Genomic DNA, 26,800 nt, shown 5'->3' with positions numbered 1-26,800 from the left:
GAGACAAATAACTGTAAAACCTACAGCTAATTCGGAGGGTTTAAGCCGATAATGAGGAAAAGGGCGGAATTAGCTGTAGGTTATACATCTAAATCACATCAGCAGCCTTTCAAGACAAAATTAGCTGTAGGAAATACATTTAATTAGCCAGGTATCAGGCATAGAAACGGGTATCATGCGTGGCCCCCAACAAATTCAATATAATGAGGCCAGTTGGCGTGAGGTTGCCGATGCGAAGTGCCACAGAGACAAAATGCCGATATAGAGGAATTTCCGGTGAATACTCCGGTGAACGCTCCAACGAATATTACGAAGAGGTCTAACTTCAATCATTTGATGGAGTCAGCGAATATCTTTAAGTAACTAACTCCTTATTTCCGTCATTTTCGTCACGGACATGCAGATGGTAACTCATGTACAATAAGAGTTGTGTCATTTACATAAGGTAGACTGACAATTGTGGAGGTAATTTACGGGGATGAAGCCGATACTAGAAGTAGCCGGGTCGTTTGGGATCCCGGAGAAATATATGGAGCTATACGGAAGGTATAAAAGCAAACTTGATTTAAGCTTAGCGAGGGACTTCGATGATCGTCCGGATGGCAAATTAGTACTTGTAACCGCGATGAACCCTACGCCGGCAGGGGAAGGGAAGACGCTGACAACGATCGGGCTGGCACAGGCGCTCAACGCGATTGGCGAGCCAACGATTGCCGCCTTAAGGGAACCGTCGCTGGGTCCGTGTTTAGGGATGAAGGGTGGCGCCACGGGCGATAACAAGGCAAAATTGATGCCGTCTGAGGATATAAACTTGCATTTTACCGGTGATTTGCATGCGATTACTTCCGCGCATAATTTACTGGCTGCGATGATTGATAATCATATCTTCCAGGGGAATAACCTTCAAATAGACACTGGGCGGATTGTTTGGAAGCGTGCGATGGACATGAATGACCGGAGTCTGCGGCAAATCGTAGTCGGGCTTGGCGAGGGAAACGGAAGCGTGCATGAATCCGGCTTTATGATTACGACGGCCTCCGAGGTGATGGCTGTGCTATGCCTTAGTGAGGATCCGCAGGATCTTAAGGAGCGTCTTAGCCGCATGGTAGTGGCTTACAATATGGCAGGTGAAATGATTACGGCATCGCAAATAGGAGCGATCGATGCGATGACCGTGCTGCTGAAGGATGCGATTAAGCCGAATTTGGTGCAAACTTCGGAAGGTACGCCGGCGATTGTTCACGGTGGGCCTTTTGCGAATATCGCTCATGGATGCAGCAGCGTCATCGGCACTAGAACCGCGCTGAAGCTGGCTAAAGTTGTCGTGACGGAAGCGGGTTTCGGGGCTGATCTTGGCGCGGAGAAATTTTTCGATATCAAATGTCGGCAAGCCAAACTAAAGCCGGATGCGGCAGTATTGGTAGTTACGGTGAAGGCATTGAAATACAATGGAGGCGTCGCTAAGTCCGAACTTGACGGATCCAATATGGAAGCACTGCGAATAGGTATGGCCAACGTAGTAAGGCATCTTGAGAATATTCAGAAATTCGGCGTTCCGGTAATGGTGGCGATTAATCACTTTGCTAACGATGCGGAGGAAGAAATCTCATTCATTATTGAGGAGTGCCGGCATTTAGGTATTAAAGCTGAGATTTCCGAGGTATGGGCGAAAGGCAGCCAAGGCGGAATACAAATGGCGAAAACATTACGGGACATGCTACAAGATGAGCCTTCCCGGTTCGCCCCTCTTTATCCCGATGATTTAAGTATTACAGCGAAAATTGAAACGATCGTAAAAGAAATATACCGGGGTGAAGGCATAAAGCTCACGCCTAAAGCGGAGATAAAAATCCGTGACCTGGAGCGCCAGGGCTTTGGACATCTGCCGGTGTGCATGGCGAAGACGCCGTATTCTTTTTCCGATCAAGGTAATTTGCTGGGAGCTCCGAATCACTTTACCGTGCAAGTTCGGGACGTGACCTTATCGGCTGGAGCCGGGTTTGTCGTCGTGCATACCGGAAACATCGTTACCATGCCCGGATTGCCTGAACATCCTGCGGCGGAGCGCATTCATCTCAATGAACAGGGAGACGTAGCCGGATTGTTGTAAGGGATAAACCGTGCGGTCGGTCAACAATCGCCGAACTGCCGATTCCGAATAGTAGTAGTAAACCGCTCGTCAGCCTAATATAAATTTAATAGCTGCATTCTAAAACAGCCGATCTTTCCGCCTGCAAAAGGTGTGAAGATCGGCTATTTGATTTGCATCAGAAAAATTCCAACCATAAATCGCAATATTGCCTCCTCAAAAGTTCGAAGCGGTTCCATTACACTAATAATGAAAATAAGAGTTTTAGAAAGGGGTTATTAAGTCGATGAAGAGAACCAAACCTTGGGCAATTCTGCTGGTAGCTGTTCTGATGATTGCTTCCTTGGCCGCTTGCGGAGGAAACAACAACAAAACGGCAAACAATGGCGGAAACACGCCAGCAGCAACAAATAGTAATGAGGGCGAAAAAACGAATGATGCAAAAACAGAGCCGGCGGAAAAAGTTGAGCTCACATTCTGGTCGCTGGGCGTAACGAACTATGAGGATTTGGCGAAGGAATATACTAAAGAACATCCTAACGTTACTTTCAAATTCCAAAACACTGCCGACCAAACGGCCCATCACAACAACCTGACGACAGCGTTGTCCGCGGGATCAGGCGCTCCTGACATTTTCCAACTTGAAATTGCGTTCGTAGAACGGTTCATGAACAACACCGACAAGTTCTATAACTTGTATGACCTCGGTGCTAAGGATATCGAAGCTAACTACCTCGACTGGAAATGGAAGCAAGTTACGTCGTTGGACGGGAAAGTACAATTGGGTCTTCCAACAGACATCGGGCCTACTGTAGTTTACTACCGTACGGATGTGGCTGAACAAGCGGGCTTACCTACGGATCCGGACGGTTTCAGTGCAGCAATCGACTCTTGGGATAAGTTTGCAACCGTTGCCAAAGCTTTCAAAGATAAAACCGGCAAACCGTTTGCTGACTTGACGGACCTCGTCTACAACGGCGTTCGTGACCAATCCGAAGGCGAAATTTATTTCAGTAAAGAAGACGGCTCCTTTATCGGGGCAGACAATCCGCAAGTTAAGAAAGCATATGACTTTACCGTAAAAGGCATTCAAGAAGGCTGGATCGGCAACTGGGTTCTCTGGTCTCCCGAATGGCAAAATGCGATCAACAAAGGCGACTTCGGCGTAATGCTCGGCCCAGCTTGGATCGCAGGTACAATCAAAAATGCTAAAGATTCCGCAGGCAAATGGCAAATCGCTCAAATGCCTGAAGGCGCAGGAAACTGGGGCGGTTCCTTCCTGACGCTGCCTAAAGAAGGTAAACATCCGAAAGAAGCTTATGAATTTATCTCTTGGGTTCTGAACAAAGAAAACCAAATGAAATCGTTTACGGACAGCGGTTTGTTCCCAACAATCCCAGCTGTTTATGAAGATCCTGCATTCACGGAAAAAGGCGACGATTTCTTCGCAGGTCAAGTTACATCCGCAGCTTACGCAAAAGCGGCTCAAACCGTAAAACCGATTTACTATGGTCCGCTTCATGACCAAGCCGATACCATTATCAAAAACGCGCTCAAGAACGTTCTTGAGAAAAAAGCGGATCCGCAAAAAGAATGGGATAGCGCGATGAAACAAATCAAGACTCTGGTTGATCGCAGCTAGTAAGAAGATCTAATATCACGATTTCTTTATCCGAATTCGCAGGGCGACTATTGCCCCTGCGAATTCGGGTTTATCAACTACTTCATGGAGGTGCGTTCATGGCTGACACAGCTACAGCGAGTCCGGCCCAGTCGATACCGCCGAAAAGGCATTTCTGGACCGAGAAACGACGCAGCCAGCTCACGGCGTATACGTTTATTTCGCCATTTTTCATTTTGTTCGCTATATTCGGACTGTATCCGATCATCTTTACGATCTATTTGTCCTTCTTCAAATGGGACGCAATAGGACCTATGAAATATGTAGGGATCAAAAACTACGATTTAATTATTAGTGATCCAACCTTCTGGATTTCCTTTAGCAATACGATCATCATGGCCTTGATGGGTACAGTGCCACAGCTCATTTTGGCGCTATTCGTGGCCGTCATGCTCAACTCGGCTTTGAATAAATTCAAGAATACATTCCGTATTTTGTACTTCATGCCGAATATCACTTCGATTGTTGCCGTTACCCTGGTGTTCAGCACCATGTTCGGAAACAACGGGATGATCAACTGGCTTTTGAACAACCTAGGCTTGGACAGCGTTCCATTTAACTCGGGTTGGTGGGGCGTAAAAATAGCCATTTCCACCATGGTTCTATGGCGGTGGATGGGGTATAACGCCATTATTTTCCTCTCCGGTTTGCAAAGTATCCCGACGGATATTTATGAAGCGGCCAGAATTGACGGTGCCACGCGCGGACAGCAGCTGCTGTATATTACACTTCCGCTGCTGCGGCCATTTATTCTGTTTGTTACCCTGACATCGACCATCGGCGCACTGCAGCTCTTTACCGAACCATATGTGTTCCTCGGTCAAGGCGGTACGGGTTCTACACGCCAAGAAGGGGTTACGATGGTTACTTATTTGTACAGTGAAGCCTTCAGAAACGGATTCTTCGGTACGGCAGCGGCCACGGCGGTCCTTCTGTTTGTCGCCACAATTCTTTTCTCCGTGCTTAACATGTTGCTATCAAGCCGTATGGGCGGAGATACGGGAGGTAAGAGAGCATGAGTAGTATCGCAGTAAGAAAAAAGCCGGATGAACCCGGAGTCTTAGGGAAAACGTTCTTTTATCTCTTTATGATCATTGGGGCACTGGTTTCCGTCTTCCCGTTTTTCTGGATGTTTGTGGTTGCGACCAATGACAAGGATGCGGCCTTTCAAATGCCGCCTTTGCTGACTCCAGGGACACACTTCTTTGACAATTTCTCGCGTGTTCTGGAACGGACCGACTTTTTCCGGGCGCTGCTGAATTCGGTTGTCGTATCTTCGGCGGTTACGGTGTCTGTAGTATTCCTTTGTACCCTGGCAGGGTACGCTTTTGCTAAATATGAGTTTCCTCTGAAAAATGTTCTGTTCGTTTGCGTTATCGGAACAATGCTTGTACCGGCACAATTGGGTGTGCTTCCTCAGTATGTCATTATGGCTAAATTGCACTGGATCGACAGCTACAAAGCACTTATCGTTCCTGCAATGGTCAATGCGTTCGGGATCTTCTGGATGAGGCAGTATATCGCTTCAGCCGTTCACTCCGAACTGTTGGAAGCGGGGCGGATCGACGGCGGCGGACATTTCCGGATTTTCTGGAAAATCGCTATTCCGGTCGTCACCCCGGCAATGGCAACCCTGGGTATTCTTAACTTTATGAACGTGTGGAATGATTTCTTCTGGCCTCTGGTCGTGTTAAAAAACAAAGAGAATTACACGATTCAGATCGCATTGCAGCAGTTGTTCACCAATAAGGACGGTCTGGACTTCGGCATGATCATGTCGGCCACCTTTACGGCGACGCTGCCGCTCCTCATCGTATTCCTGTTGTTCAGCCGGTGGGTAATTGCAGGCTTGACTTCAGGCGCAATTAAAAGTTAGGCGAGCTTTATTATAGTAGAGCAAGGAAATATAAAGCATAATGAAGAATAATAGAGATAGGAGATTGTGGAGGGAGGGCGCAGATGAAGCTCCGTCGGAAAATCTTGCTGGCTATTATTCTTCTTGTGTTTATCCCGGTTATCTTGATGGGCTCGATTTCGTATTTCAGCTTCTCAAACACCATGGAAAAGAAATCCACCAACTTTTATTGGGTATCGTTGCTGGAGACAGACCGGAAGCTGAATTATGCGTTAAACGAAATAACGAACATCTCCAACTCGGCGATAACGCAACAGGTCATCCAAGAGACCTTGAAGGAGCCTACATTTGTCGTCACCTACGAACAAAGGCAAGAGATCAACAATTCAATCAATCATCCGATGATCAGTTCATTCGGACTTTATTCGAAAGATAAGCTGCTGTACCAATACAATGACGCGATGACATTCGATTCGTTAAGCCATCAGGACTGGTATGAGGCGATGATAGCCGCGGAAGGCCGGCCGATTTGGATCGGTCCGGGCGAAAATGGCAGCGCCTCCACGGGGAAGCCGGTTTTGATCCAGGCTCGCGTAATCAAAGATTATTATTCGCTGGAAGATATCGGTGCGGTTGTAATTTATGTCAAACCGGATATTTTGGATCAAGTATTTTGGGATACCGCCACCCTGAAACAAGGGGATATTTTACTGGTCAATAAACAGGGGAATATCGTATTTGATAAATCGGGCGAACATATTGGGGAACGTACGGACTTTCCTTTTCTGACGGATGTCGAAACAAACGAAAAGGGATATTATGTTGATAAATATTTGGGTGAGAAGTCGCTGATTACTTTCTTGCCTTCCCATAACAAGGAATGGTATCTGGTAGCGATTACCCCGAGCAAGCTTATTGCTTCGGAATCGATCAATATCCGGAATATCGCTGTGATTCTTGTCCTGGTCTCGTTGATATCGGCTTTTTTGTTCGACCGTTATTTCGTGCGCAGGCTGGTTCGAAGCATTATCAGCGCTGTAAACGGGATGAAGAGGGTTCAGCAGGGTATATTCGTGCCGATCCCGCCGATGGTCCGATCCGAGGACGAGACGGATTTGCTGATGGACGGCTTTAATCGGATGAGCAAGCAAATTTCTGAACTGATCGAACAAGTTCAAGTAGAGCAGGCGCGAAAAAAAGAGGTTGAGCTCCAGGCGCTGGTTGCACAGATCAATCCTCATTTTATTTATAACTCGCTGGAATCGATTAACTCGATGGCCGTACTGCAAGGCAATAAGGACATCAGCAAAATGGTGGTGTCGCTGGGCAGACTGCTGCGGATCAGTATCAGTGAAAATCAGCAACTGATTCCGTTGTCCATGGAAATGGATCATGTCCGGCATTACCTGGATATTCAGAAATACCGTTTTGAGGACAAGTTTTCCTATCAAATTGAAATTCCGGAATCATTGAAATATTACAAGACGCAAAAGCTCATCGTACAGCCGATCGTTGAGAATGCGCTCTATCATGCAATCGAGCCGATGGAAGGAAGAGGCTTTATTTCAATTACCGCGCGGGACGGGGAACGGGATATTCTGATCGATGTTATGGACAATGGCCCGGGGTTCGATCAGGAAACGCTGATGCATCTTTGGAGCAAAGACCGGGGCAATTTGAAGAAATACCGGGAAAACGGCGTCGGTTTGAAAAATGTACATGAGCGATTAAGCATACGATTCGGCGGATACTACGGCATCATGATATGTTCTTCCCCCGGCTTCGGGTCTATCATCCGAATCCGAATACCGAAGATCAATACGTAAAATGTGGAGTTCAAAAAGACAGGTTTTCAGGACCAAGAAGGTTGGATGAAGCTAGGGACTGAGTAGCGGAGCGTACATGAGGTACGTGAGCAACGGAAGGCCCGGCTGAATTCAAGATTCGACGTCGAATCCGCATCATGATCCGCTTCGTCATGGAAAGATGACTTTTTGAACAACCTCTAAAGGGGGAAGAGAGGCGTGAAATGGTTTGTAAACTGGGGCTGGATTGTCATGTATGCACTTGTGCTTGGTATCTCGGTAATGATCATTGCGATGAACGGCAGCGAACCGATCGAGGAGAAGCAGACCGAGAAGATCACGTTGACCTTCCGCCATTTCTGGATCAAGGAACATGACCGGCAAATGCTGCACATTTTCGAGGAAGTCGTGGATTCTTTTCAAAAATCGCATCCCAACGTGAAGGTGAATTTCGAGGGGATGGACCAAACCGATCACCGGGAGCGGAAACTGAAAAGTGAGATGGTGACAGGGACGCCGCCCGACATGTTCGTGTTATTTGCGGGGGCGGAAATAGAGCCTTATGTCCGGTCCAATCGCTTAATGGATTTGACGGGTTTCGTCCGTGATAACGGGCTGAAGGAAAAGTTCCAAGACCTTCATCTATGGACCTACGATGACCGAATTTACGGATTACCCTTGGAAGGACATGCGGAGCCGCTTTATTATAATAAAGAAATCTTCGAACGGCTGGGGATTACCCCGCCGAAAACGCTGGATGAACTGGACGCCGTCGTCAAGCTGTTGAGAGATAAAGGGTACATTCCTTTTGCTCTAGGCAATGAGGAGCGCTGGCCGGCCGCGATTTTTGCTCACTATTTGATGGACCGTTATGCGGGGCCGGATTTGATTAATGAGCTCACCAAAGGCAATGAGGCCGTGGATTTTAACAATAGCGCTTATTTACAGGCGTTTATGCATTTTAAAGATTGGGTCTCTGAAGGAGCCTTCAGCAATCCGGCCAATGATCTGTCGACGGAAGAGGCGATCGCGCTGTTTACTTCCGGCAAAGCGGCCATGTATGTGAATGGGAGCTGGGATATCAATCTCTTTCATAACGGAGAAGAGCCGGATGATTTCCCGAACCGGGTCGGCGTGATTACGTTCCCTACCCTGCTTCCGGATCAGCCAAGCTCGCTGGCGGGAGGATATACGATCGGGATCGCTCTTTCCTCGAACTTGGAAGAAGCCAAGCGGGAGGCCGCGCTGGATTTGATGCAGGCTTTTTACACCGAGGATATTCAAAGGCGGGTTGTTTATGAGGGACTTCGGATTCCATCGATGAAAATATCCTTCGATGCGGAGAAAACCGGTCCTGTGTTTGCCCAAGTGGTAAGTCTCATGGAACAGAGCGACAGCATTTTTCTGGCGTATGACAATGTGCTGTCACCGGAAGTGACCAAGACATTCCTGAAAGTAATCGAGGATATTATATCCGGCGGCGTTTCGCCGAATGAGGCTTTGGATGAAATTCAAGCGACCTCGGAGCAATACTGGAAGCAACGAAAAAGTTCACTGCCCGAGTGATGGCCAGGAGGTGAGGAGTCGTATGGAAGCCAAGGAAGCAAAATACCGGGTTATTCTCGTGGATGACGAGCCGATCATTTTGCGCAGCTTGAAGGTGGCCATTCCGTGGAATGAGCTGGATCTGGAAATCGTGGGTGATGCAAGAAACGGAGAGGATGCCCTTAAGCTGGTTCGCGAGCTGTCCCCGCATATGATCATCAGCGATATCCGCATGCCGGGCTTGGACGGAATTAGCCTGATGAAGGAAGTCATGGCGGAGAACGCCAAGCGCCTGTTTATTTTTATCAGTGGTTACGGAGAATTTGAATATGCCAGGGAAGCGCTGCGGGAAGGAGCATTTGATTATTTGCTCAAACCGATCGATCATGAGGAACTGATTGAAATGATCATGCGAGCGAAGAAGACGCTGGAAAAGCAACAGGAGAACGAGAAGCTGCTGCACTCGGTGCAGGTATTGTCCATGTTGGCAAGGGAGCGGATGTTTGCGGAGTTTTTGGAGGGCAATCCCAGCGATAACCACCTGCGGCATATGCAGTGGCTGGAGAGCAGCGAGCTGCAGGACGATTATTTCGTGGCGGTTCTCCAATTGGATCATTACATGAAATTGAATGAGAGCTGGTCCATGGAAGAGCGAAGGCTGTGGTTGTTTGCGATCCGCAACATTTTGAGCGAATGGTCCTTATCGCATGGAGCGCTTACCGTGTTTCCATTTCACAGCGGAGAGTGGGTTATTCTGTTCCCGGGTTCATTAAGAGACAAGAGAGAGAGTTTGGGGAACGATATCATACACCAGATCAAAGTCAATGCGAAACTGTCCTGTTCGATCGGATTCAGCCAGTCGGCAGAAGGCATAGAGCAGCTGAGTGAGGCCTACCAGAGTGCTGCAAAGGCGTTATACCAGCGTTTTTACCGTGATCAGGAAGGTGTGTTCGTGGACCCAATTCCGGAATTGGGAGCTACCCGGGAAATCAAATATCCTAAGTTCCTTGAAGCCCGTATGCTCGAATGTATCCGCACGCTTGAAGATGAACGGTTAATCGTCCTGTTGGATGAGACGAAAACTTATATCGAAACGCAGGCTTTTGGCAAAGAAACGGCGGAACGCATGATTGTGGAACTGACTGTTGTTCTCTACCGCGAATTCGAACATATGAAGCTGCTGCCGGAGTGGTCGCTTGAAGGCTTGCTGCAGGAGATTCACTCACTTGGGACTCTGAACGAAATGATCGGTGTTCTCAAAGCCAGTTTGGGGAAATGGATTCGCGAGAGCAAAGAAGCCCAGCCCAAAGAAAATATTCATAAGGTCATTTCCAAAACGCAAGAGTATATCTCCAACAACTACCACAAGGATTTGAGCATCGAAGAGGTTGCCGAAGTCGCGGATTTGAGTATCAGCCATTTTTGCATGCTGTTTAAGCAGGTATCCGGATTTACCTTCCTGGAGTATTTAACCCAGTGCCGGATTGAAAAGGCTAAGTATATATTGAAGAACAGTCAGGTCAAGGTGTATCAAATCGCCCCTCTGGTAGGGTACCAAGATCCGCGTTATTTTACTCAGGTATTTAAAAAGGTCACGGGGATGACGCCTACGGAATATCGGGATGAGTCCGCTTGACCGGGTATAACCATAAAAGAACCGCCCTTATAGGGCGGTTCTCCTATTTTCAATGCTTATTCAAAGTGAATCTTAAGAACGATTACGTCTCATTGAGCCCATAATCAGGCTCACGATAAATACTAGGACAACCGCACCAATCAATGCAGGAATGAAGTAGAAGTCACCGATGACCGGACCCCAATTCCCCAAGATCATGCTGCCAAGCCAAGCACCGATGAAACCTGCGATGATATTCCCAATGATACCTCCGGGGATATCTCTGCCCATAATCAAACCTGCCAACCAACCGATTACTCCACCAATAATTAAAGACCATAAGAAACCCATTCGTATCACCTCAAATTTATTAATTTTGCTTGTCGTTTACTATTAACCAAAGAGGGACGTTTTAAACAATCCGACTTACTTCCTGTTTTTTACATGGCAGGTCCTGAATTCGTAAAATGCAATGTACAATGGGTGACAGCTTCTGCTACAATCCACTTATCAACTCCCAAAATTAAACATATGTATTTATGTAAGTGTTTACAACGCAGTTTTTTTGGAGAGATGTGAGTTTTATAGATCAGGAGGTGGTTGCGAACCCAAAAAATTCAAACGTTTGCACTGTGAAAGGGAGTTTAAGTGTGTGTAGTTTTTTTTTGAAATCCATTCAAACGTTTGCACAAAAATTAAAATTGTGAGAGGAGTAAATCAAGTGATAAAAAGATTGACAAGGCGAGCATCTTTTTTCCTTAGTTTTATATTCCTGGTTACTTCCATCTACGTCACACCGGCAATTCCAACTCAAACAGCTGCAGCGGCAGATAACCAGAGTACGGCAACGGAGCCTGTGAATGGCACGATGATGCAATATTTTGAATGGTATTTACCGAATAACGGGAACCTTTGGAACAATCTGCAGGCAGATGCTTCGCATTTAAGCGACATCGGCATTACCGCAGTGTGGATACCCCCAGCCTACAAAGGGCAAGCCGGTATCAACGACGTCGGATATGGCGTTTATGATCTTTACGATCTGGGCGAGTTTCATCAAAAAGGTACGGTTCGAACGAAATATGGAACAAAGGATCAGCTTCAGCAGGCAATCACATCTCTGCATAACAATAATATTAGTGTTTATGGGGATGTTGTAGTCAATCATAAAATGGGCGGGGACGGTACGGAAAGCGGCAATGCCGTCGAAGTAGCGGGGAATGACCGGAACCGCGAAACCTCAGGATCTTATAATATCAAGGCTTGGACAAAATATGACTTTCCGGGCCGGGGCGATAAGTATTCTGGCTTTAAATGGAGATGGCAGCATTTTGACGGGGTAAGCTGGAATGAGGATAACAAGAAAGAAGGAGTTTATAAATTTTCCGAAAAAAACTGGGACTGGGAAGTAGATACGGAGAACGGGAACTATGACTACCTCATGGGCGAAGATATTGATTATGATCATCCGGACGTGGTGAACGAAATCAAAAATTGGGGTGTCTGGTATGCCAATACGTTGAATCTCGACGGGTATCGGCTGGATGGTGTGAAGCATATTAAATATAGCTTCATGAAGGATTTTGTGGCCAATGCCAGATCTAAAACAGGCAAAGAATTGTTTTCCGTCGGCGAATTTTGGAGCGGGGATCTCGGCAAGCTGCAATATTATTTAAATAAAGTCGGAAGCAGCGTTTCTTTGTTTGATGTTCCGCTGCACTATCGATTCCAATCGGCTTCAAACAGCAACGGCAACTTTGATATGCGGAATTTAGGGCAAGGAACACTGGTCAATGCAGATCCTTTACATGCAGTAACCTTTGTGGACAATCACGATACACAGCCCGGACAGTCGCTGACTTCTTGGGTATCTGACTGGTTTAAGCCACAGGCGTATGCTTATATTTTGACAAGAGAACAGGGGTATCCGTCCGTATTTTACGGAGATTATTACGGCATTCCGAATAATAACATCAAAGGATTGAAGGATAAATTAGATCCGCTCCTCAAAGCGAGAAAAGATTACGCTTACGGCAATCAGCACGATTACCTCAACCATAATGATATTATCGGTTGGACGCGTGAAGGCCTTGCAACAAAGCCGAATTCCGGATTAGCTACCCTGATCACCGACGGTGCCGGCGGTTCCAAGACGATGTATGTGGGAACACAGCATGCCGGAGAGACTTGGGTCGATATTACCGGAAATCGTTCCGACACCGTAACTATCAATTCGTCCGGAAATGGAGACTTTAAAGTCAATGGCGGGTCTGTGTCCGTATGGGTCAAAAAATCCGACGGCCCTACCCCTGAACAGGGAAAGGGACTGAAGATTCATTTCAAGAAGCCGGCGAATTGGAGAACGCCTCAATTGTATTACTACGAAACATCGCCCAAAGTATCGGGGGAACCGGCTTGGGCCTCGGCACCGGCAATGACGCAAGAAACTGGGGAATGGTATACCTATACCATTGAGAAAACGAATAGCGCCAGGATTATTTTTAAGGACGCGAACGGCAATCAGGCTCCCGGACAGAACCAGTCAGGATTGTTAAGGAACGCAGAAGGTTGGTATGACGGTACCGCCTGGCATAATACGAATCCCGACGGTTCCCAGACGGATAATCCGCCTTCTGTTCCGGAAAATTTGAAAGGAACTGCCTCATCAACATCTCTCCGCCTGACCTGGAGCGCCTCTACGGATGACAAAGGGATTAAGGAATATGAAATCCTTCGAGACGGTACGCGGATTGGCACTTCCGCAACAAACTCTTATACCGATAATGCTGTAACGAAGGGCGCTACGTATTCTTACACTGTAATTGCTGTTGATACGGCCGGACAAAAGTCTGATGCGAGCAGCGCTTTTTCCATAAAAATAGAGGAGGATAACGGGCAAGAAGAACCTGTTCCATCCGGTACATTTAGCTGGGATAATGCAAACGTTTACTTTGTGCTGACCGACCGCTTTAAGGATGGAGATCCGAGTAACAACAATTCTTACGGAAGACCAAGCGTCGATGCAACCGGAAAAAATATCGGGACCTTTCATGGGGGTGATTTGAAAGGGCTTACACAAAAATTGAACGAAGGCTATTTCACAGAGCTTGGCACGAACGCAATCTGGATTACGGCGCCATATGAGCAAATGCACGGCTGGGTAGGCGGCGGAACCGGCGGCGATTTTGCCCATTACGGTTACCATGGGTATTATGCCCAGGATTACACGATGGTTGATAAAAACATGGGTACGGTGGAAGATATGCGCGAGTTTGTCGATACGGCCCATGAAAAGGGCATTCGGGTCGTACTTGACGTCATTATGAACCACCCCGGATATGCGACTATCAAAGATATGGAGGAATACGGGTACGGGGCAAGAAACGGCATTGGCTCAAGCTGGGCGCCAGGGAACGGGCAAACCTGGCATAGCTTCCATGACATGATCAACTATAAAGATTCCTCTGCCTGGTCCAAATGGTGGGGGAGCTGGGTCCGCGCCGGCATTGCGGGGTATGAGAATTGCGGAGGCAGTGATTTAACCCAGTGTGTGGGGGATTTGCCGGACTTCCGCACTAATGTAACCAACAATATAGGTCTTGCTCCTCTGCTGCAAACGAAATGGGGGAAAGAGACGAACGGATACAATCCATGGATTGTTCCAGCGGCGCAGAATTTGCGTAAAGACTTAGGCGTAGCACCGGCCGATTATATCAGCAAATGGCTGGCGGCATGGGTTGAAGAATTCGGAATCGACGGATTCAGGGCGGACACGGCGAAGCACGTGGACATGAACCGTTGGAAACAGCTCAAGAATGAAAGCAGTGCCGCGTTGGAAAGATGGAGACAGAACAATCCGGATAAGCCGGGAGCGGACTGGACCGACAATTTCTGGATGACCGGTGAAGTATGGGGACATGGCGTAGGAAAGAGCGAATACTTCAGTAACGGTTTCGATTCCATTATTAATTTCTCGTTCCAGGATGCAAATATCAATTCCCTGGAAGGCATTTATTCCGATTATGCTTCCAAGATTAACAGCGATCCCAACTTTAACGTATTGAGCTATATTTCTTCGCATGATACCCGCTTGTATGACAGAGGCCGATTGATTCAAGCTGGTACGGCACTGTTACTACTGCCAGGCGGAGTTCAAACGTTCTATGGAGACGAAGCGGGAAGAGCCTTCGGGGAGACCGGTTCGGATCCGCAGCAAGGCACCCGTTCGTCGATGAACTGGAATAATCTGAATCAGGACGTATTGTCGCACTGGCAGAAGGTAGGTCAGTTCCGCAACAACCATATCTCGGTGGGAGCGGGCAGCCATGCAAAAATCAGCGACAGTCCATATACCTTTAAACGGACCTACAGCAAGAACGGAATAGAAGATAAGGTTGTCGTTGTGGTAGGGGCTTCGGGCCCGACCAAGGTGAATGTGGCATCCGTGTTCCCTGATGGCACACTGGCTCGTGACGCATACACCGGTAATGAGGTTATTGTAAGCGGCGGTTTTGCCACTTTTACACCGGGAGCAACCGGCCTGATTTTAATTGAACAAGGAGCGGAGACCAATCTTCCAATCGTATCCGCATCTCCTGGCGGCGGAAATTACAAAACGAACACAGTGAAAATTACGCTGCATTTGAAAAAGGCGGATAGCGGCAAGTACACACTGGATGGATCCGATCCGAAGCAGGGAATCAGTTTTACGGACGGAACTGAACTTACGATTGGCGAAGGCTTGGAATTTGATGAATCTACCACTTTGAGATTGTATGCTGAAAATGAAGAAGGCGTATCATCTCAGGAATACAAATATACCAAGAAGGATCCGGACGCCGGGTTGACGATTCGCTTCAAGAAACCGGCCGACTGGAGTACGCCGTACTTGTACTACTACGAAACTTCTCCTAAAGTTACTGAACCGACCTGGGCTACCGCGCCGGCTATGATCAAGGAGAACGGGGAATGGTATTCCTATAAGATTGAAGGGGTTGACAGTGCCACTCTGATCTTCCGGGATAGCAGCGGCAAGCAGAATCCGGGTCAAAATAAGCCTGGATTTACAAGAAGCGCGGATGGGTGGTTTGACGGCACATGGCATGATTCAAATCCCGATGGAGAAGGGGATACGAAGGCTCCAACTGCACCGGGTAACTTGAGATCAACCGCGGTTTCCGATAAGACTGTAGCTTTGGCTTGGGACGCATCAACCGATAACATCGCGGTTACGGGATATGATATCTACCGCAATGGATCCAAGGTTGGCAGCACTACCTCATCCACTACTTATACAGATACCGGGCTTACCCCGGAAACAAAATATTTGTATACAGTCAAAGCCCGGGATGCGGCTAATAACGAGTCTCCGGCTAGTGCGGTATTAGAAGTTACAACCGGGCCTGCAGGGACGGGCGGAAATAAGGTGACCGTATACTATAAGCACGGCTATGCTAATCCGTACATCCATTATCGTCCGGAGGGCGGGACATGGACTGCCGTACCGGGAGTAGCGATGGAGGTCTCCGAAGTACCTGGCTATAGCAAACTGACCATAGATATGGGGACCGCTAAACGCATAGAGGCTTGTTTTAGTGACGGGAAGAATAGCTGGGACAGCAATAATGGCAAAAATTATTTCTTTAATACAGGAACCTGGACTTATAAAGGCAGTGGGCAAATTGTTGAGGGAGCCCCGGATCAAAGTGCCACTAATAAGGTGACCGTATACTATAAACATGGCTATGCTAAGCCGTATATCCATTATCGTCCGGAAGGCGGAACATGGACTGCGGTGCCGGGCGTAGCGATGGAAGCCTCCGAAGTAGCGGGTTATAGTAAGCTAACGATCGACATTGGAACAGCTTCCCGGTTGGAAGCATGCTTCAATGACGGAAAAGGGCAGTGGGACAGCAATACCGGAAAAAATTACTTCTTCAATACGGGGACATGGACGTACGCGGGTTCTGGCAACATCCAGCCTGGCGCCCCCGTATCTAATGCCCCGGCATCGGAAACTCCGGCAGAGCTTGATAATATAATGGATCCCGCTATTTCGGCATATCCTAATGCTCCGGTGGAGCCGACCTCACCAGGGGAAGCGGGGGGAGAATCGCAACCGCCACTGGAACCTCAACCGGAACCGCAACCGGATCCAGAAACGGAAAGTGGATTGATGGTGAAGGTGGCACCTGGAATTTCAGCATCTAAGGCTAAAGTGATGCACTATAACGGTTGGCAGAAGCGTTTAATTGCATAGAAATAAGAATAAAGAACCCTATTATGGGTTCTTTATTTTTGCTAGGGTTGGTTTCTCCTGTTCTGACTACTGACTACTTCATTCTTCTGTTCTAACTCTTCCGATTGGATTTTTCCAATGAAAAACCCTGGGTTTGGTGTAAAGGGGCAGTTCTATTGGAAATTTCCAATGAAATAGTGCTGAATTGCCCGTAAAGAGGGGATTTGGTCGATATTCATTGGATATTCTCTTAGGCCCCCTAATAAAACTGGAGTCCTCCTACCCAAAAAATTTATACTAGAAGTAAGGGAGAGGATCCAGTATGGGGAAAAAGCGGAAAGAAGAAATCAAAATTCAAATCGTTAAAGAAGCATTGTCTGGAATTAAGGTGGGGGTGTTGGCCCGCATGTATGATTTGCATCCTGAAACCATTCGTTTGTGGGTTAAAGAGTATCGTGATTCAATTCCAACAGAAGAAATCCCTGCAACAGATGAGCATTTGCAAGAACTACGGCGACTGCAAGATGTTGAGCAACGCTATGAAAAGGCGGTTAAAGTGCTCGGGGAGAAGGAACTCGAAATAGAGATACTTCGTGAATTATTAAAAAAGCAGAACCCCGCTTATCCGAAAAATTCGAAATAGCAGAGCAATTTATTAAGCGGGGAGAAGCAGCAGCAGTCGTTCTGCGGATCATGGGACTCTCGGAATCCACCTATTACGATCGTAAAAAGCGGATGAGTGACCCGGAAAGACGTTCCAGAGCAAGACATAGTGGACGTCCAGCGCCCGGATACTCATATACTTTTAACGGAGAACAAGTAAGTGACGACCAAATTAACAGTTGGCTTCTTGAGCTTATTGAGGGTGAAGAGCATGTTTATGGCTACAAATTTCTTGGACATTGCATCCGTGACCGATATAACGTAAGGCTGAATAAAAAGAAATCCCATCGCTTATGCAAGGAACTAGGGATCCTACAAAAAGCACGCCAACGTAAGCCGGCCCATCCACGGAGATTACCGAAAAATCGGGTGGTCACAGGATCGAATCAATTGTGGCAAATGGATATTAAGTATGGTTATGTAATCGGACGCGAACGGTTCTTTTTTGTACTTAGCATTATTGATGTATTTGATCGTGTCGTGGTTGGTCAATATAGAGGTCCTGTGTGTGAGGCAAAACATGCCGTGCAGACGCTTTGTCATGCATTGCAGAAGCGCATACAGCCAGGAGAACCCATGCCTGTAATTCGCACAGATAACGGGCCGCAATTTGTAAGTAAATTATTTGGGGATATGTGCGAGAGTCTGGAACTCATTCATGAAAGAATACCGCCACGCACACCAAACATGAATGCTTACATTGAATCCTTCCACAGTGTACTTGAGCGACATTTATTCAGTCTAAGAGACTTCATGACTTTTGAGGAAGCTTACGAGGCTTTAGATGGTTACATGGACTTTTACAACAACAGAAAAATGCATGGCAGTTTAAAAAGAATGCCTCCTGCGGTATTTTCTGTTTGGGTTAAAACGCAGGAGGATACGTCTGAATTTCATAAAGCGATGTAATTGTTTGAAATAGTGAGCTATTATGCGAACGAGCCATTTTTGGTGGGTAAGACTCCGGATTTAAGGGGCCTAGCCGTATTTCCAATGAATATCATTGAATATGCGAATGAAAGGTAAATCCATTGGATATATCCAATGAGATTAGTTGCAAACAAAAACCGCCAGGGAGCTCTTAAGCTCCACTGACGGTCCAGTTTCTGTATAGCAATTAGAGACGTTTTCTTCTGAAAAAGACGACGAAAACGCAGGCTAGTAGAAGGATTAAGAGGGAGATCCCTGCGGTGAGGGCCTCATTTGGATTCGTCTGTACCTTACGTGCATCTCCCTGACCGAATCCCCCAAAACCGTCGGGCCAGCCTTCGCGGCCCATTTGGTCGCCGCCGAACCCGCCGCCGAAGTCACCGCCTGGTCCCCATTGGCCGCCATTCGCGCCTTGCTGGCCCGGGATGCCTGCACCGTTGTCCGCGTCCGCGGCATCGTCTGCCGGTTGCTGCGACTGTGCGCCGGGCATCTGACCATCAGCCATGCCATCCGGCGGCATTTGCGGCATCTGGCCATCCGGTGGAAGCTGCGGCATCCCGCCGTTTACATCAGGGGGAGCACCGCCGGGCAGGCCGGCTGCTCCGGCCCCATCGCCGGCTGCGCCCTGTTGAGCAGCGCCGCTTATTTGCTGCGACTGTCCGTCAACGGCGCCCGCTTGGCCGGCATTGTTTGGTGCGGCTGCGTCGTTCGTCGTTTGCCCGGTCTGTGGTCCGGTGGCACCGAACGCAGGGCGGTCGCCGCCACCTCTGCCGCCCATACCACGCATACCTCCCATACCGCCGCCGCTGCCGGAGCCGTCGCCGGACGAAGGAAGCGTGCCGTCAAGCTGCTGTGAGATATTCTCCACCTGCGAAGCGTTGGTGGAAATGAGTTTGGGCACAGCTTCTTCGAATTGTTCGTAGGAATAGAATGGCCTTGGATCGGCCTTCACGTAGGACGAGATCATCGCGGAAACCTCGTTGACGCGTGCCGTGAAGGTGTCATTTTCAAGGTAGCCATCAACCGCTTCTTGAAGGATGGAGTGGTACAACTCCTTATACTCATCGACGGCCAGCAGTTTGGCTACCAAAGGACGCTCGGCAACCGCGCCTTGGGTCGGCTCGTCGATCAGCAGGCTGCTGCCGCCTCCGGGGCCTATGCCCGCTCCGCCGCCGGTCTTCCCGGCACCGGCCTCGCCCTGGCCGGCTGCAGCTCCGGCGGCCTGGTCGCCGCCCGCCGTGTCGGCCTGCGCCGGAGCCTCTTGGCCGCCCGTCGCTGCGCCCCCGGCGGTTCTGCCCGCTGCTGCACCGGTCGGCCCGGCCGCTTGCTCGCCCCCGGCTGGGCTCGCGCCTGCTCCGCCGACCGCGGCATCACCCGCCGCGCCCGCTCCGTCCGCCGGGGCATTGCCCCCCGTGTCGGCGCCCGCCTTGGCCCGACCGGCCCCGCCGAAGCCGCCGCCCATGCCTCCGCCGCCTAAACCGCCGAACGCCATGTTGTAATCCCATGGCAGCACGGAGAAGACACCGTCGTCCTCATACAAATAGTAATTCTGTTTGTTGCCGCCGATATAACTGTCGGTGTTGTTGGTGAGTACATTTAGAGCGATGTAGCCGAGCGATTCTTCCACATCCAGAACCTTTTCGTAATCCGAGCCGTTGTTGAGCTCATCAAGCATATCGATCAATACATCGCCGTTCGTCGTTTTCGACTTTAGAGCTAAGCCGGTATATGCATCCGGGTCATCGCCGAGCCAAGCCAGGTCGCTTCCACTTCCGGTCATTTGGCCTTTGTACAGCGCACCGTAGGCGTTTCCGAAATGCCTGTTCAAGTAGGCATCGCCAATCTGCTCAACGGCGAGATAAAAACCCCAAAGCTCATCATTTACATAGACATTTACGAAAGAATATTTAGGCGTAGGCAGCCCCATCTCTTCCGCCAACTCGTAGGTCAGAAACTCCCGCATGGAGGTGGCGTCGCTGTAGTTGTTGTTCAAGTTGATTTTACTGATGCCATCCAAAGTCTGGTTGAGATACTCGTCAAAAGACAGCTTGAAGCTGTACCGGTCCGAATCCGGCATTTGCACGACGCTGCGCAGGCTTAGATTGCCCTTGGTCCGAATGCCGATGTTGTCAAAATGCTGCCCGTTATAATCGACTGAAGCCTTCTTGTATTCTTCTGCGCTGGCATTGTCCAGCATGTCCTGAAAATCATCTTCATCGATCGTGATTTTCACGTCAACGACCGTATCCTTTGGAAAAACCTCTTCATCCAGCTTGCGTTCTTCCGCGGATACCGATTTAGTAACGGCATCACCGTTGTTTGTGCTCGCGCTTTGACTGGTTCCGCCGCAGGCGGCAAGTCCGAAGATCAGCAGCAGTGAACAAAGGGATAGGAACGGCTTTGCAAGCTTTCCTTTCATTTCCTCACCTCCGCGTTTTAAGATACGTAATCACCGTTATAGCTGATCAGGACCGCATTCTTCACTCCGCCGAGCTCGGAAATCTGATTGACGAGCTTGCCTTCCCCGTCGCGGAGTCGCACCTCCAGCGTCATTTCGATGTTGCCGGGAGATACCGTTTTTTGTTTAACGTTGTAGCGTTTTACAATACTGCGCATTTGGCTATGGATCAGCCCTTCGCTCTCATCGGTTTCGCAGTTGACGACAAGCAGGTAAGGCGTTTCCGCTGAAGTATTTTTGATAAACAGGAACATCACGAGTCCGACGACCACGGAGCCGATAGCTGCAAGGGTGTAGAAGCCGGCACCGGTCACAATACCTGCGGCAGCTGCCCAAAACAGGAAGATCAGATCGGTAGGGTCTTTAATCGGGGTTCTGAAACGAACGATCGACAGGGCGCCGACCATCCCGAGCGACAGCACCAGGTTGGAATTCACGGCAATGATGATCATAGCGGTGACCATAGTCATACCAATCAGGGACACATTGAAGCTTTTGGAATAAAGCACCCCGCTGAAGACACGTTTGTATAAAAGAAAAATGAATAGCCCGATAATGAATGAAATGCCCAAGGTGATGAGTATTTTGGAGATGCTGATATCGGAAGTGAAATTATCCATAATTGAATTTTTAATGATATCGCTGAAATTGGTCGATTGATTGGTTGTATTCATGAACTTATTGATCCTCCCAGGAATTCATTTTTAGGTATTTGCAGCAGATTACGTATTTTGAAGCCGATTGATGGCGTAGCCCGTCCATTTGCAGGGCGGTCCGGATATATTCCGGAAGGTACTCGTCATACTTGACCTCGAGAATAATGAGATGGTCGTCAAGGGCCGGAACCGGCTGGAGCGACCGGTCAAAAATATCCGTTGCATGCAGCCCGGTCCGCAGCTCTTTGTCAAACGTAATCCTGACATTGCCGTTCTTGCAGACGTAAGGCTCACGCACATAGTCGACGATGACCTTGGGTCGGAGGAGATTGTGCTTCATCTCCCGGTACAATTCCATCATGAACGGCTTGTCCGGCTGATGGAGCACTTCATAATCTCCTCGTATAATGGAGTCATACATTTCCCGGGTCAACGGTTCCTTCAGCTTGGCGATGTGATCGCCCACCTTGATTTTTTTCTCAAAATGGATGATTTGATCGTCCCCGTTATAAATACGGATCCGATATTTGCGCCGGTCGCGGAACCCGCCGAGCTTCTCGGAAAGAGCCGAGCTGTCCACGTCGTCAAAATACAGACTGCGGATATGATACTCGCCGTTCCGTCCCGCATGCTTGTCATGCTGGATCAGATTTTTAAGCCTTTGGCAAAGGACGTAATACTGATGCCGGTTAATCATAAATTTAAGCTCGTGGCGGAATTTAAGATCCTTGTAGACGGTATTCAATGCTTAACACCTCGCTTCTCTCTCTTTTACCGAATGCATTTATCCTAACAAGGTTTGCTGATTACTCACTTAACGGAAACTGAATATAAACTGAAAGTTTTTACACTGCGTTGACAATTGGATGCAAAAGGTAAAAGATCGTAAGAGATGAGATTACCAGGGGAGGAGAACGAGATGAGCTTAGGAAAAAGAACGATAAGCATAGGCGGGACGGTGCTGCTGGGCGTCGTTCTATTGACCGGCGTGATCGTGCTCGAAGCGTGGAGAGATCGCGGACCGGATCAGCAATCGGGATATGACGGAGCGGCTAAATCCATATTCACTACTTTTAAGGGAGATCCGAAAACATCGCGGGCTTTTACCTGGTATTCAGAGAATGCGGAGGCAAAAGGGATTTTTCAGCTGGCTGCCGGGACTGATGCGGAAGAGTTGAAAAAGAGTAATGCGCTGACTTTAGAAGCCGAATCCACAGTGATCGATGTAGGAGAAGGACAGGAGAATGCGGTTCACAAGGTAGAGGTGACCGGACTCAGTCCGGGTACGTCCTATATTTTTAGAGTCGGGGACGGCACGAAGCAAGGATGGAGTGAGCCTGCCATTTTCGAGACAGAGGGTATGAATGAGACCACCTTTACGTTTCTAAATGTCACGGATTCTCAGGGCGCAACGGAAGCGGATTTTGAGCAATGGGGGCGTACGTTGGAAAAGGCCTTCGAGATGTTCGGAGATGCCAAGTGGATCCTTCATAACGGGGATTTGACGGAAGAGCCGGAGGATGAGGAGGGGTGGGACTATTTTTTCGGAAAAGCTGCGGCTTGGCTGCCCCGGATTCCGCTAATGCCGGTTACCGGCAACCACGACGAGGTGAAGGGAGAGTCCAAACGGTTTACCTCGCATTTCAACCTGCCGGCAAACGGGGCGGAAGATTCTGCCGCCGGAACAACGTATTCCTTCGATTACGGGAATGCTCATATCGCCGTGTTGAACACGGAATCCAACATCAAAGGACAGACGGAGTGGCTCCGGCAGGATTTACAGAACAGCGATCGGGCTTGGAAAATCGTTGCCATCCATCGCCCGGCTTATGGAGGGAACAGGTACGATAAAATCAGCGACTGGGTGTCGGTATTTGATGAGTTAGGCGTCGATTTGGTGCTGCAGGGTCATAATCACGAGTACTCGAGATCGTATCCTTTGAAAAATGGAGAAATCACTGAGCAGGGTGATGGGACCGTCTATGTGGTGACGAATGCGTCCGGATCGAAATTCAATGACAAGAAAAAGGACAAATTTTATCATGCGGTCCATTTTCAAAACGGAAAGCAAATGTTTGCAGGGATTACGATCGACGGAAATATACTGACGTATCAAGCTTATGATGTGGACGGGAACAAGCTGGATGAGTTTGTATTACGGCATTGATTCCATCTCAGATGTTCACATTTTGATCTCTCCCTTTCAAGAGCAGGATCACTCCGAGTGGAACCAGAATCAGCATGGCGCCCAAGCCCCAAAGAAGGTCTGTGCTGCTTACGATCTGGTCGGAGAGCAGGCGATAGTAGGCGTAAAGTGAGTAAGGGAGAACCGGGAAAATCGCGGTAGCAACGCCAGGGGTGTATTGTTTCAGGAACAGTGTTTGGCCGATATGGGTGAACACATGCAGAAAATACAAGTGCAAAGCCGCCAAAAACAGCAGGTAGAAATCGAAGAAAACGGCCAGCATCGTAACGAGAGCGATTAGTGAGTACACCCACAATACGTCCTTGGCGAAATGGAAGGTGTTCATTCGAAGGGACGACTGAAAGGCTCGCTTGGCGAAGCCCGGCAGCGTTTGGCTGACGCGATCTCCGTGCTTTGCGGCCCATTTTTCGACCGTCAAGATCTCTTCGAAATCGTGGAACAGGAATGTTACGGGAAAAAGCCAAAGCAGGCTTAAGAGTTCGACATGCTCGTTCAAAACGTTTAGCAGCTGCATAAGAACATCTCCTTTTTTTTAATTCCTGAGATTCAAAATGCCTTGCAAAAACAGCTTGGCGGTTTGGCGGCCCAATTCCGCCGCATCCTTCTCTCCGGTCGCGCTGTAACGGTAAATCAGGCGTTCTACAGAAGCGACGACCGATTCCGCTGCCAGCTCGGGTTCCACATCCGGGCGAACGATCCCGGCTTGCTGGTTACGGATCATGTTGGAGCAAATCTGCTGCACGATCCTATCGCGGATCGATATGCCTTTCTCGGTATCAAGCAAAACGATTCGAGTTAAATTGGCGTTCTGGCCGAGCAGCGCAAACAGACCCGTGAAGGCTTGAATGACGTAAGCCTCTAGCTCCTCTGGGCTTTTCCCCGCAGCCTGACGGCCAGCATCGGTAAACGGAAGCAGCCGTTCCTCGAATTTCGCCAGCATTTCCTGAAGTATTTCATCTTTGCTTTTAAAATAAAGGTAGAAAGCGGCTTGGGTAAGCCCGGCATTTTTGACGATTTGACTGACTGTTGTTGCATGAAAGCCTTTTTGGGCGAAAAGTTCTTCGGCGGAAGTCAGCAGTTTGCTTTTGCTTGCTTCCCCTTTGGGAGTTAGCATATGAAGCACCCATCCTTTTTATAACTAATTAGTTAGTTATAATATAATTGTCTTTTTAAATAAAGTAAAGCCCTTCCCGTTGTCTCAGTCCGTTACCGGCCTTGACATGGGAAGAGCTTTAGTCTTTAGGACGGAGTGGAGGCCTAAACCGGCTGTTGTCCGGAGCGTACGCGCGGCGAAGGTTGGGAACCAGGCGCAGCCACATATTCACTTCCGCTGAAACCGCTGCATTCGCGGAAGGCGAAGTGGCGGCACCCCCGGCATTTTTCACCGTTCAAGGTATTCAAGGCGTAATTCAAGGCTTCACCCGTATGTTCGAAAAAGTGTTGTTCTCCGATGACATTCAGCCCGCCCGTCTTGATGAGCAGCCTTTGGGGCTGCGGCCGGATTCCGCTGATAATAACGCTGGCACCGATTCCTTGCAGGCGTTTGATCAAGGCCAGAAAATGGGCCTCACCCGTCGTGTCCATGAACGGGACTTTGCCCATTCGAAGAATGACCGCTCTTAAATCCGGGCCGCTCTCCATAATAGAAGCAAGATCGGCAAACGTTTGCGAAGCGCCGAAAAACAGCGGACCGTCTACGGTAAAGATCGATACCTGAGGGCAGTCATGGTCTTTGGCGACTACGTGGGTCGCCACTTTCTCTCGAAGATTTTCCCGGTCAGGCAGCACTTTGTCTACGCTAAGCAGGTCGCCCATGCGTTTGATAAACAGCAGCACGGCCATCACGAGCCCGACTTCCACCGCCGTCGTTAAGGTGGTAAAGACCGTTAGCAGAAACGTTACGAGCAATATAACGGTATCGCTGGTCCGGGTTTTGAGCAGCTTGGCAAACGCTTTGCGTTCGCTCATGTTCCAGGCGACCATCATCAGGATTGGCGCCATGCTCGCCAGCGGGATATTTGATGCATAAGGCGCGAATAAAATGACAACGAGCAGCACGACAACGCCGTGGATGATTCCGGAAAAGGGCGATACCGCCCCGTTCTTGATGTTGGTTGCCGTCCGGGCAATCGCGCCCGTAGCAGGGATGCCGCCGAAAAACGGCGTAACCATGTTGGCGATCCCTTGGCCGACCAGCTCCCGGTTGCTGTTATGGCGAGTTCCCGTCATCCCGTCGGCGACCACGGCCGAGAGCAGCGACTCGATGCTCCCCAGCAGGGCGATGATCAGCGCCGGTTGAAGCATCGTGCCGATGCGATCCCAGGTAAGGGAGATCGGGTGCAGCCCCGGGAATCCGCCTGGAATGTCGCCGTAGGCGGAGCCGATCGTCGCCACTTTGCCGGGGAATAGCCAGAGCGCAACCAAGGTGGAGACGAGGATGCCGACGAGGGACCCGGGTACCTTGGGAAGAATCTTTGGCGTCAGCAAAAGGGCGGCCAGACAAATGCAAGCCGTCAGAATGCTGAAGACGTTCAGGGAAGGGAGACGCAGGACGATTTCTCTCATATTTTCAAAAAAATATTCATGCCGCTCCATATTCTGAAGTCCGAGGAAGCCTGCGATCTGACCGCTGAAAATTGTTACTGCTATACCGGCTGTAAACCCGATGGTCACCGGACGAGGTATAAACTTTATCAAAGAACCCAGCCTGAGGAGCCCCATGAGAAGAAGAATAATCCCGGCGAGAAAACCGGCGATCAGAAGATTCTCGTACCCGTACTGCATAACGATGGCCAACAGGATCGGTATGAACGCGCCGGTGGGACCTCCGATCTGAAATTTCGATCCGCCAAGCAGCGAAATCAGAATCCCCGCGACGATGGTCGTGTAAAGCCCGTATTCAGGCTTGACGCCCGAAGCGATGGCAAACGCCATGCCCAGAGGTATCGCGACGATGCCGACGATGCATCCGGAAATCAAATCTTTTCGTAAAGTCCCTGCGTTATAACCACTGTACCGCCCACTCCACTTCATCCTTAACCCTTCTTTTCTATAAATAT

General features: G+C 49.1%; 18 protein-coding genes and 1 pseudogene. 12 read left to right on the top strand and 7 right to left on the bottom strand.

Features of this window, described 5'->3' with window-relative positions; translation table 11 throughout:
* The first annotated feature begins 478 nt into the window (after positions 1–478).
* The 7 genes from NYE70_RS22695 (at position 479) to NYE70_RS22665 (ending at position 10,611) form a co-directional block, all read left to right on the top strand.
* Positions 479–2,110 carry a formate--tetrahydrofolate ligase gene (locus NYE70_RS22695; protein WP_341048350.1) on the top strand — a complete coding sequence of 544 codons (1,632 nt, stop codon included), beginning with the start codon at positions 479–481 and terminating at the stop codon, positions 2,108–2,110.
* A gap of 265 nt (positions 2,111–2,375) precedes the next feature.
* A complete protein-coding gene (locus tag NYE70_RS22690) occupies positions 2,376–3,731 on the top strand; it encodes an ABC transporter substrate-binding protein (protein WP_213654538.1) in 1,356 nt (451 codons plus the stop codon).
* A 98-nt stretch (positions 3,732–3,829) separates the two neighbouring features.
* Complete coding sequence (locus NYE70_RS22685) at positions 3,830–4,789, top strand: carbohydrate ABC transporter permease (protein ID WP_211026174.1); 960 nt, start codon at positions 3,830–3,832, stop codon at positions 4,787–4,789.
* Positions 4,786–5,646, top strand: coding sequence for a carbohydrate ABC transporter permease (locus NYE70_RS22680; protein ID WP_211026172.1), 861 nt, complete (start codon positions 4,786–4,788; stop codon positions 5,644–5,646). Before NYE70_RS22685 ends, NYE70_RS22680 begins: the two co-directional genes overlap by 4 nt.
* Before the next feature lie 83 nt (positions 5,647–5,729).
* Positions 5,730–7,451, top strand: a complete 1,722-nt coding sequence (locus NYE70_RS22675; protein ID WP_211026170.1) for a sensor histidine kinase — start codon at positions 5,730–5,732, stop codon at positions 7,449–7,451.
* 198 nt (positions 7,452–7,649) lie between these two features.
* Positions 7,650–8,996, top strand: a complete 1,347-nt coding sequence (locus tag NYE70_RS22670; RefSeq protein WP_213654539.1) for an ABC transporter substrate-binding protein — start codon at positions 7,650–7,652, stop codon at positions 8,994–8,996.
* Positions 8,997–9,018: 22 nt separating this feature from the next.
* On the top strand, positions 9,019–10,611 hold the full coding sequence (locus NYE70_RS22665; protein WP_211026166.1) for a response regulator: 1,593 nt from the start codon (positions 9,019–9,021) through the stop codon (positions 10,609–10,611).
* Between the two features lie 72 nt (positions 10,612–10,683).
* Here NYE70_RS22665 and NYE70_RS22660 read toward each other — a convergent pair whose 3' ends face one another.
* Positions 10,684–10,941, bottom strand: a complete 258-nt coding sequence (locus NYE70_RS22660) for a GlsB/YeaQ/YmgE family stress response membrane protein (RefSeq protein ID WP_211026164.1) — start codon at positions 10,939–10,941, stop codon at positions 10,684–10,686.
* Between the two features lie 421 nt (positions 10,942–11,362).
* Between NYE70_RS22660 and amyS the strand changes: the two are divergent.
* The 4 genes and pseudogenes from amyS to NYE70_RS22640 form a co-directional block, all read left to right on the top strand.
* Positions 11,363–12,883 (top strand): annotated as a pseudogene (gene amyS, locus NYE70_RS22655) (alpha-amylase); the annotation flags it as partial.
* Positions 12,863–16,849 carry a carbohydrate binding domain-containing protein gene (locus tag NYE70_RS22650; protein WP_341048959.1) on the top strand — a complete coding sequence of 1,329 codons (3,987 nt, stop codon included), beginning with the start codon at positions 12,863–12,865 and terminating at the stop codon, positions 16,847–16,849. The pseudogene amyS and the gene NYE70_RS22650, both read left to right, overlap by 21 nt.
* Positions 16,850–17,150: 301 nt before the next feature.
* Positions 17,151–17,471, top strand: a complete 321-nt coding sequence (locus NYE70_RS22645; protein ID WP_211020868.1) for a transposase — start codon at positions 17,151–17,153, stop codon at positions 17,469–17,471.
* Positions 17,426–18,400, top strand: a complete 975-nt coding sequence (locus NYE70_RS22640) for an IS3 family transposase (protein WP_341047544.1) — start codon at positions 17,426–17,428, stop codon at positions 18,398–18,400. The genes NYE70_RS22645 and NYE70_RS22640 overlap by 46 nt, the downstream gene beginning before the upstream one ends.
* Positions 18,401–18,608: 208 nt before the next feature.
* Here NYE70_RS22640 and NYE70_RS22635 read toward each other — a convergent pair whose 3' ends face one another.
* The 3 genes from NYE70_RS22635 to NYE70_RS22625 are packed head-to-tail and all read right to left on the bottom strand — an operon-like array spanning position 18,609 to position 22,280.
* On the bottom strand, positions 18,609–20,840 hold the full coding sequence (locus NYE70_RS22635; protein ID WP_341048346.1) for a CotH kinase family protein: 2,232 nt from the start codon (positions 20,838–20,840) through the stop codon (positions 18,609–18,611).
* A gap of 17 nt (positions 20,841–20,857) precedes the next feature.
* Complete coding sequence (locus tag NYE70_RS22630; protein ID WP_211026159.1) at positions 20,858–21,553, bottom strand: DUF4956 domain-containing protein; 696 nt, start codon at positions 21,551–21,553, stop codon at positions 20,858–20,860.
* A 4-nt stretch (positions 21,554–21,557) separates the two neighbouring features.
* A complete protein-coding gene (locus NYE70_RS22625) occupies positions 21,558–22,280 on the bottom strand; it encodes a polyphosphate polymerase domain-containing protein (protein ID WP_282103200.1) in 723 nt (240 codons plus the stop codon).
* A gap of 174 nt (positions 22,281–22,454) precedes the next feature.
* On the opposite strand from NYE70_RS22625, the gene NYE70_RS22620 reads away from it, so the two are divergent.
* On the top strand, positions 22,455–23,702 hold the full coding sequence (locus NYE70_RS22620) for a metallophosphoesterase family protein (RefSeq protein ID WP_341048344.1): 1,248 nt from the start codon (positions 22,455–22,457) through the stop codon (positions 23,700–23,702).
* A 7-nt stretch (positions 23,703–23,709) separates the two neighbouring features.
* Here the strand turns inward: NYE70_RS22620 and NYE70_RS22615 are convergent, their stop codons facing one another.
* The 3 genes from NYE70_RS22615 to NYE70_RS22605 all read right to left on the bottom strand — a co-directional run bounded on the left by NYE70_RS22615 (position 23,710) and on the right by NYE70_RS22605 (position 26,774).
* Positions 23,710–24,255: an HXXEE domain-containing protein gene (locus tag NYE70_RS22615; protein WP_341048343.1), complete on the bottom strand. Its 546-nt coding sequence runs from the start codon at positions 24,253–24,255 to the stop codon at positions 23,710–23,712.
* Positions 24,256–24,273: 18 nt separating this feature from the next.
* Positions 24,274–24,855, bottom strand: a complete 582-nt coding sequence (locus NYE70_RS22610) for a TetR/AcrR family transcriptional regulator (protein WP_211026153.1) — start codon at positions 24,853–24,855, stop codon at positions 24,274–24,276.
* A 143-nt stretch (positions 24,856–24,998) separates the two neighbouring features.
* Positions 24,999–26,774, bottom strand: a complete 1,776-nt coding sequence (locus tag NYE70_RS22605) for a SulP family inorganic anion transporter (protein WP_341048341.1) — start codon at positions 26,772–26,774, stop codon at positions 24,999–25,001.
* Between the last annotated feature and the right edge of the window lie 26 nt (positions 26,775–26,800).

It is taken from the genome of Paenibacillus sp. FSL R5-0407, from assembly GCF_038009185.1.
GTDB lineage: Bacteria > Bacillota > Bacilli > Paenibacillales > Paenibacillaceae > Fontibacillus > Fontibacillus vini.
The sequence above is the reverse complement of the archived record's forward strand: the minus strand, read 5'-3'. Positions and strand labels throughout refer to the sequence as shown.

Bases quoted from the DNA above. Each gene is read 5' to 3' on its own strand.
- NYE70_RS22695 (WP_341048350.1), top strand. From the start codon at position 479: ATGAAGCCGATACTAGAAGTAGCCGGGTCGTTTGGGATCCCGGAGAAA.
- NYE70_RS22690 (WP_213654538.1), top strand. From the start codon at position 2,376: ATGAAGAGAACCAAACCTTGGGCAATTCTGCTGGTAGCTGTTCTGATG.
- NYE70_RS22685 (WP_211026174.1), top strand. From the start codon at position 3,830: ATGGCTGACACAGCTACAGCGAGTCCGGCCCAGTCGATACCGCCGAAA.
- NYE70_RS22680 (WP_211026172.1), top strand. From the start codon at position 4,786: ATGAGTAGTATCGCAGTAAGAAAAAAGCCGGATGAACCCGGAGTCTTA.
- NYE70_RS22675 (WP_211026170.1), top strand. From the start codon at position 5,730: ATGAAGCTCCGTCGGAAAATCTTGCTGGCTATTATTCTTCTTGTGTTT.
- NYE70_RS22665 (WP_211026166.1), top strand. From the start codon at position 9,019: ATGGAAGCCAAGGAAGCAAAATACCGGGTTATTCTCGTGGATGACGAG.
- NYE70_RS22660 (WP_211026164.1), bottom strand. From the start codon at position 10,941: ATGGGTTTCTTATGGTCTTTAATTATTGGTGGAGTAATCGGTTGGTTG.
- NYE70_RS22645 (WP_211020868.1), top strand. From the start codon at position 17,151: ATGGGGAAAAAGCGGAAAGAAGAAATCAAAATTCAAATCGTTAAAGAA.
- NYE70_RS22635 (WP_341048346.1), bottom strand. From the start codon at position 20,840: ATGAAAGGAAAGCTTGCAAAGCCGTTCCTATCCCTTTGTTCACTGCTG.
- NYE70_RS22630 (WP_211026159.1), bottom strand. From the start codon at position 21,553: ATGAATACAACCAATCAATCGACCAATTTCAGCGATATCATTAAAAAT.
- NYE70_RS22620 (WP_341048344.1), top strand. From the start codon at position 22,455: ATGAGCTTAGGAAAAAGAACGATAAGCATAGGCGGGACGGTGCTGCTG.
- NYE70_RS22615 (WP_341048343.1), bottom strand. From the start codon at position 24,255: ATGCAGCTGCTAAACGTTTTGAACGAGCATGTCGAACTCTTAAGCCTG.
- NYE70_RS22610 (WP_211026153.1), bottom strand. From the start codon at position 24,855: ATGCTAACTCCCAAAGGGGAAGCAAGCAAAAGCAAACTGCTGACTTCC.
- NYE70_RS22605 (WP_341048341.1), bottom strand. From the start codon at position 26,774: ATGAAGTGGAGTGGGCGGTACAGTGGTTATAACGCAGGGACTTTACGA.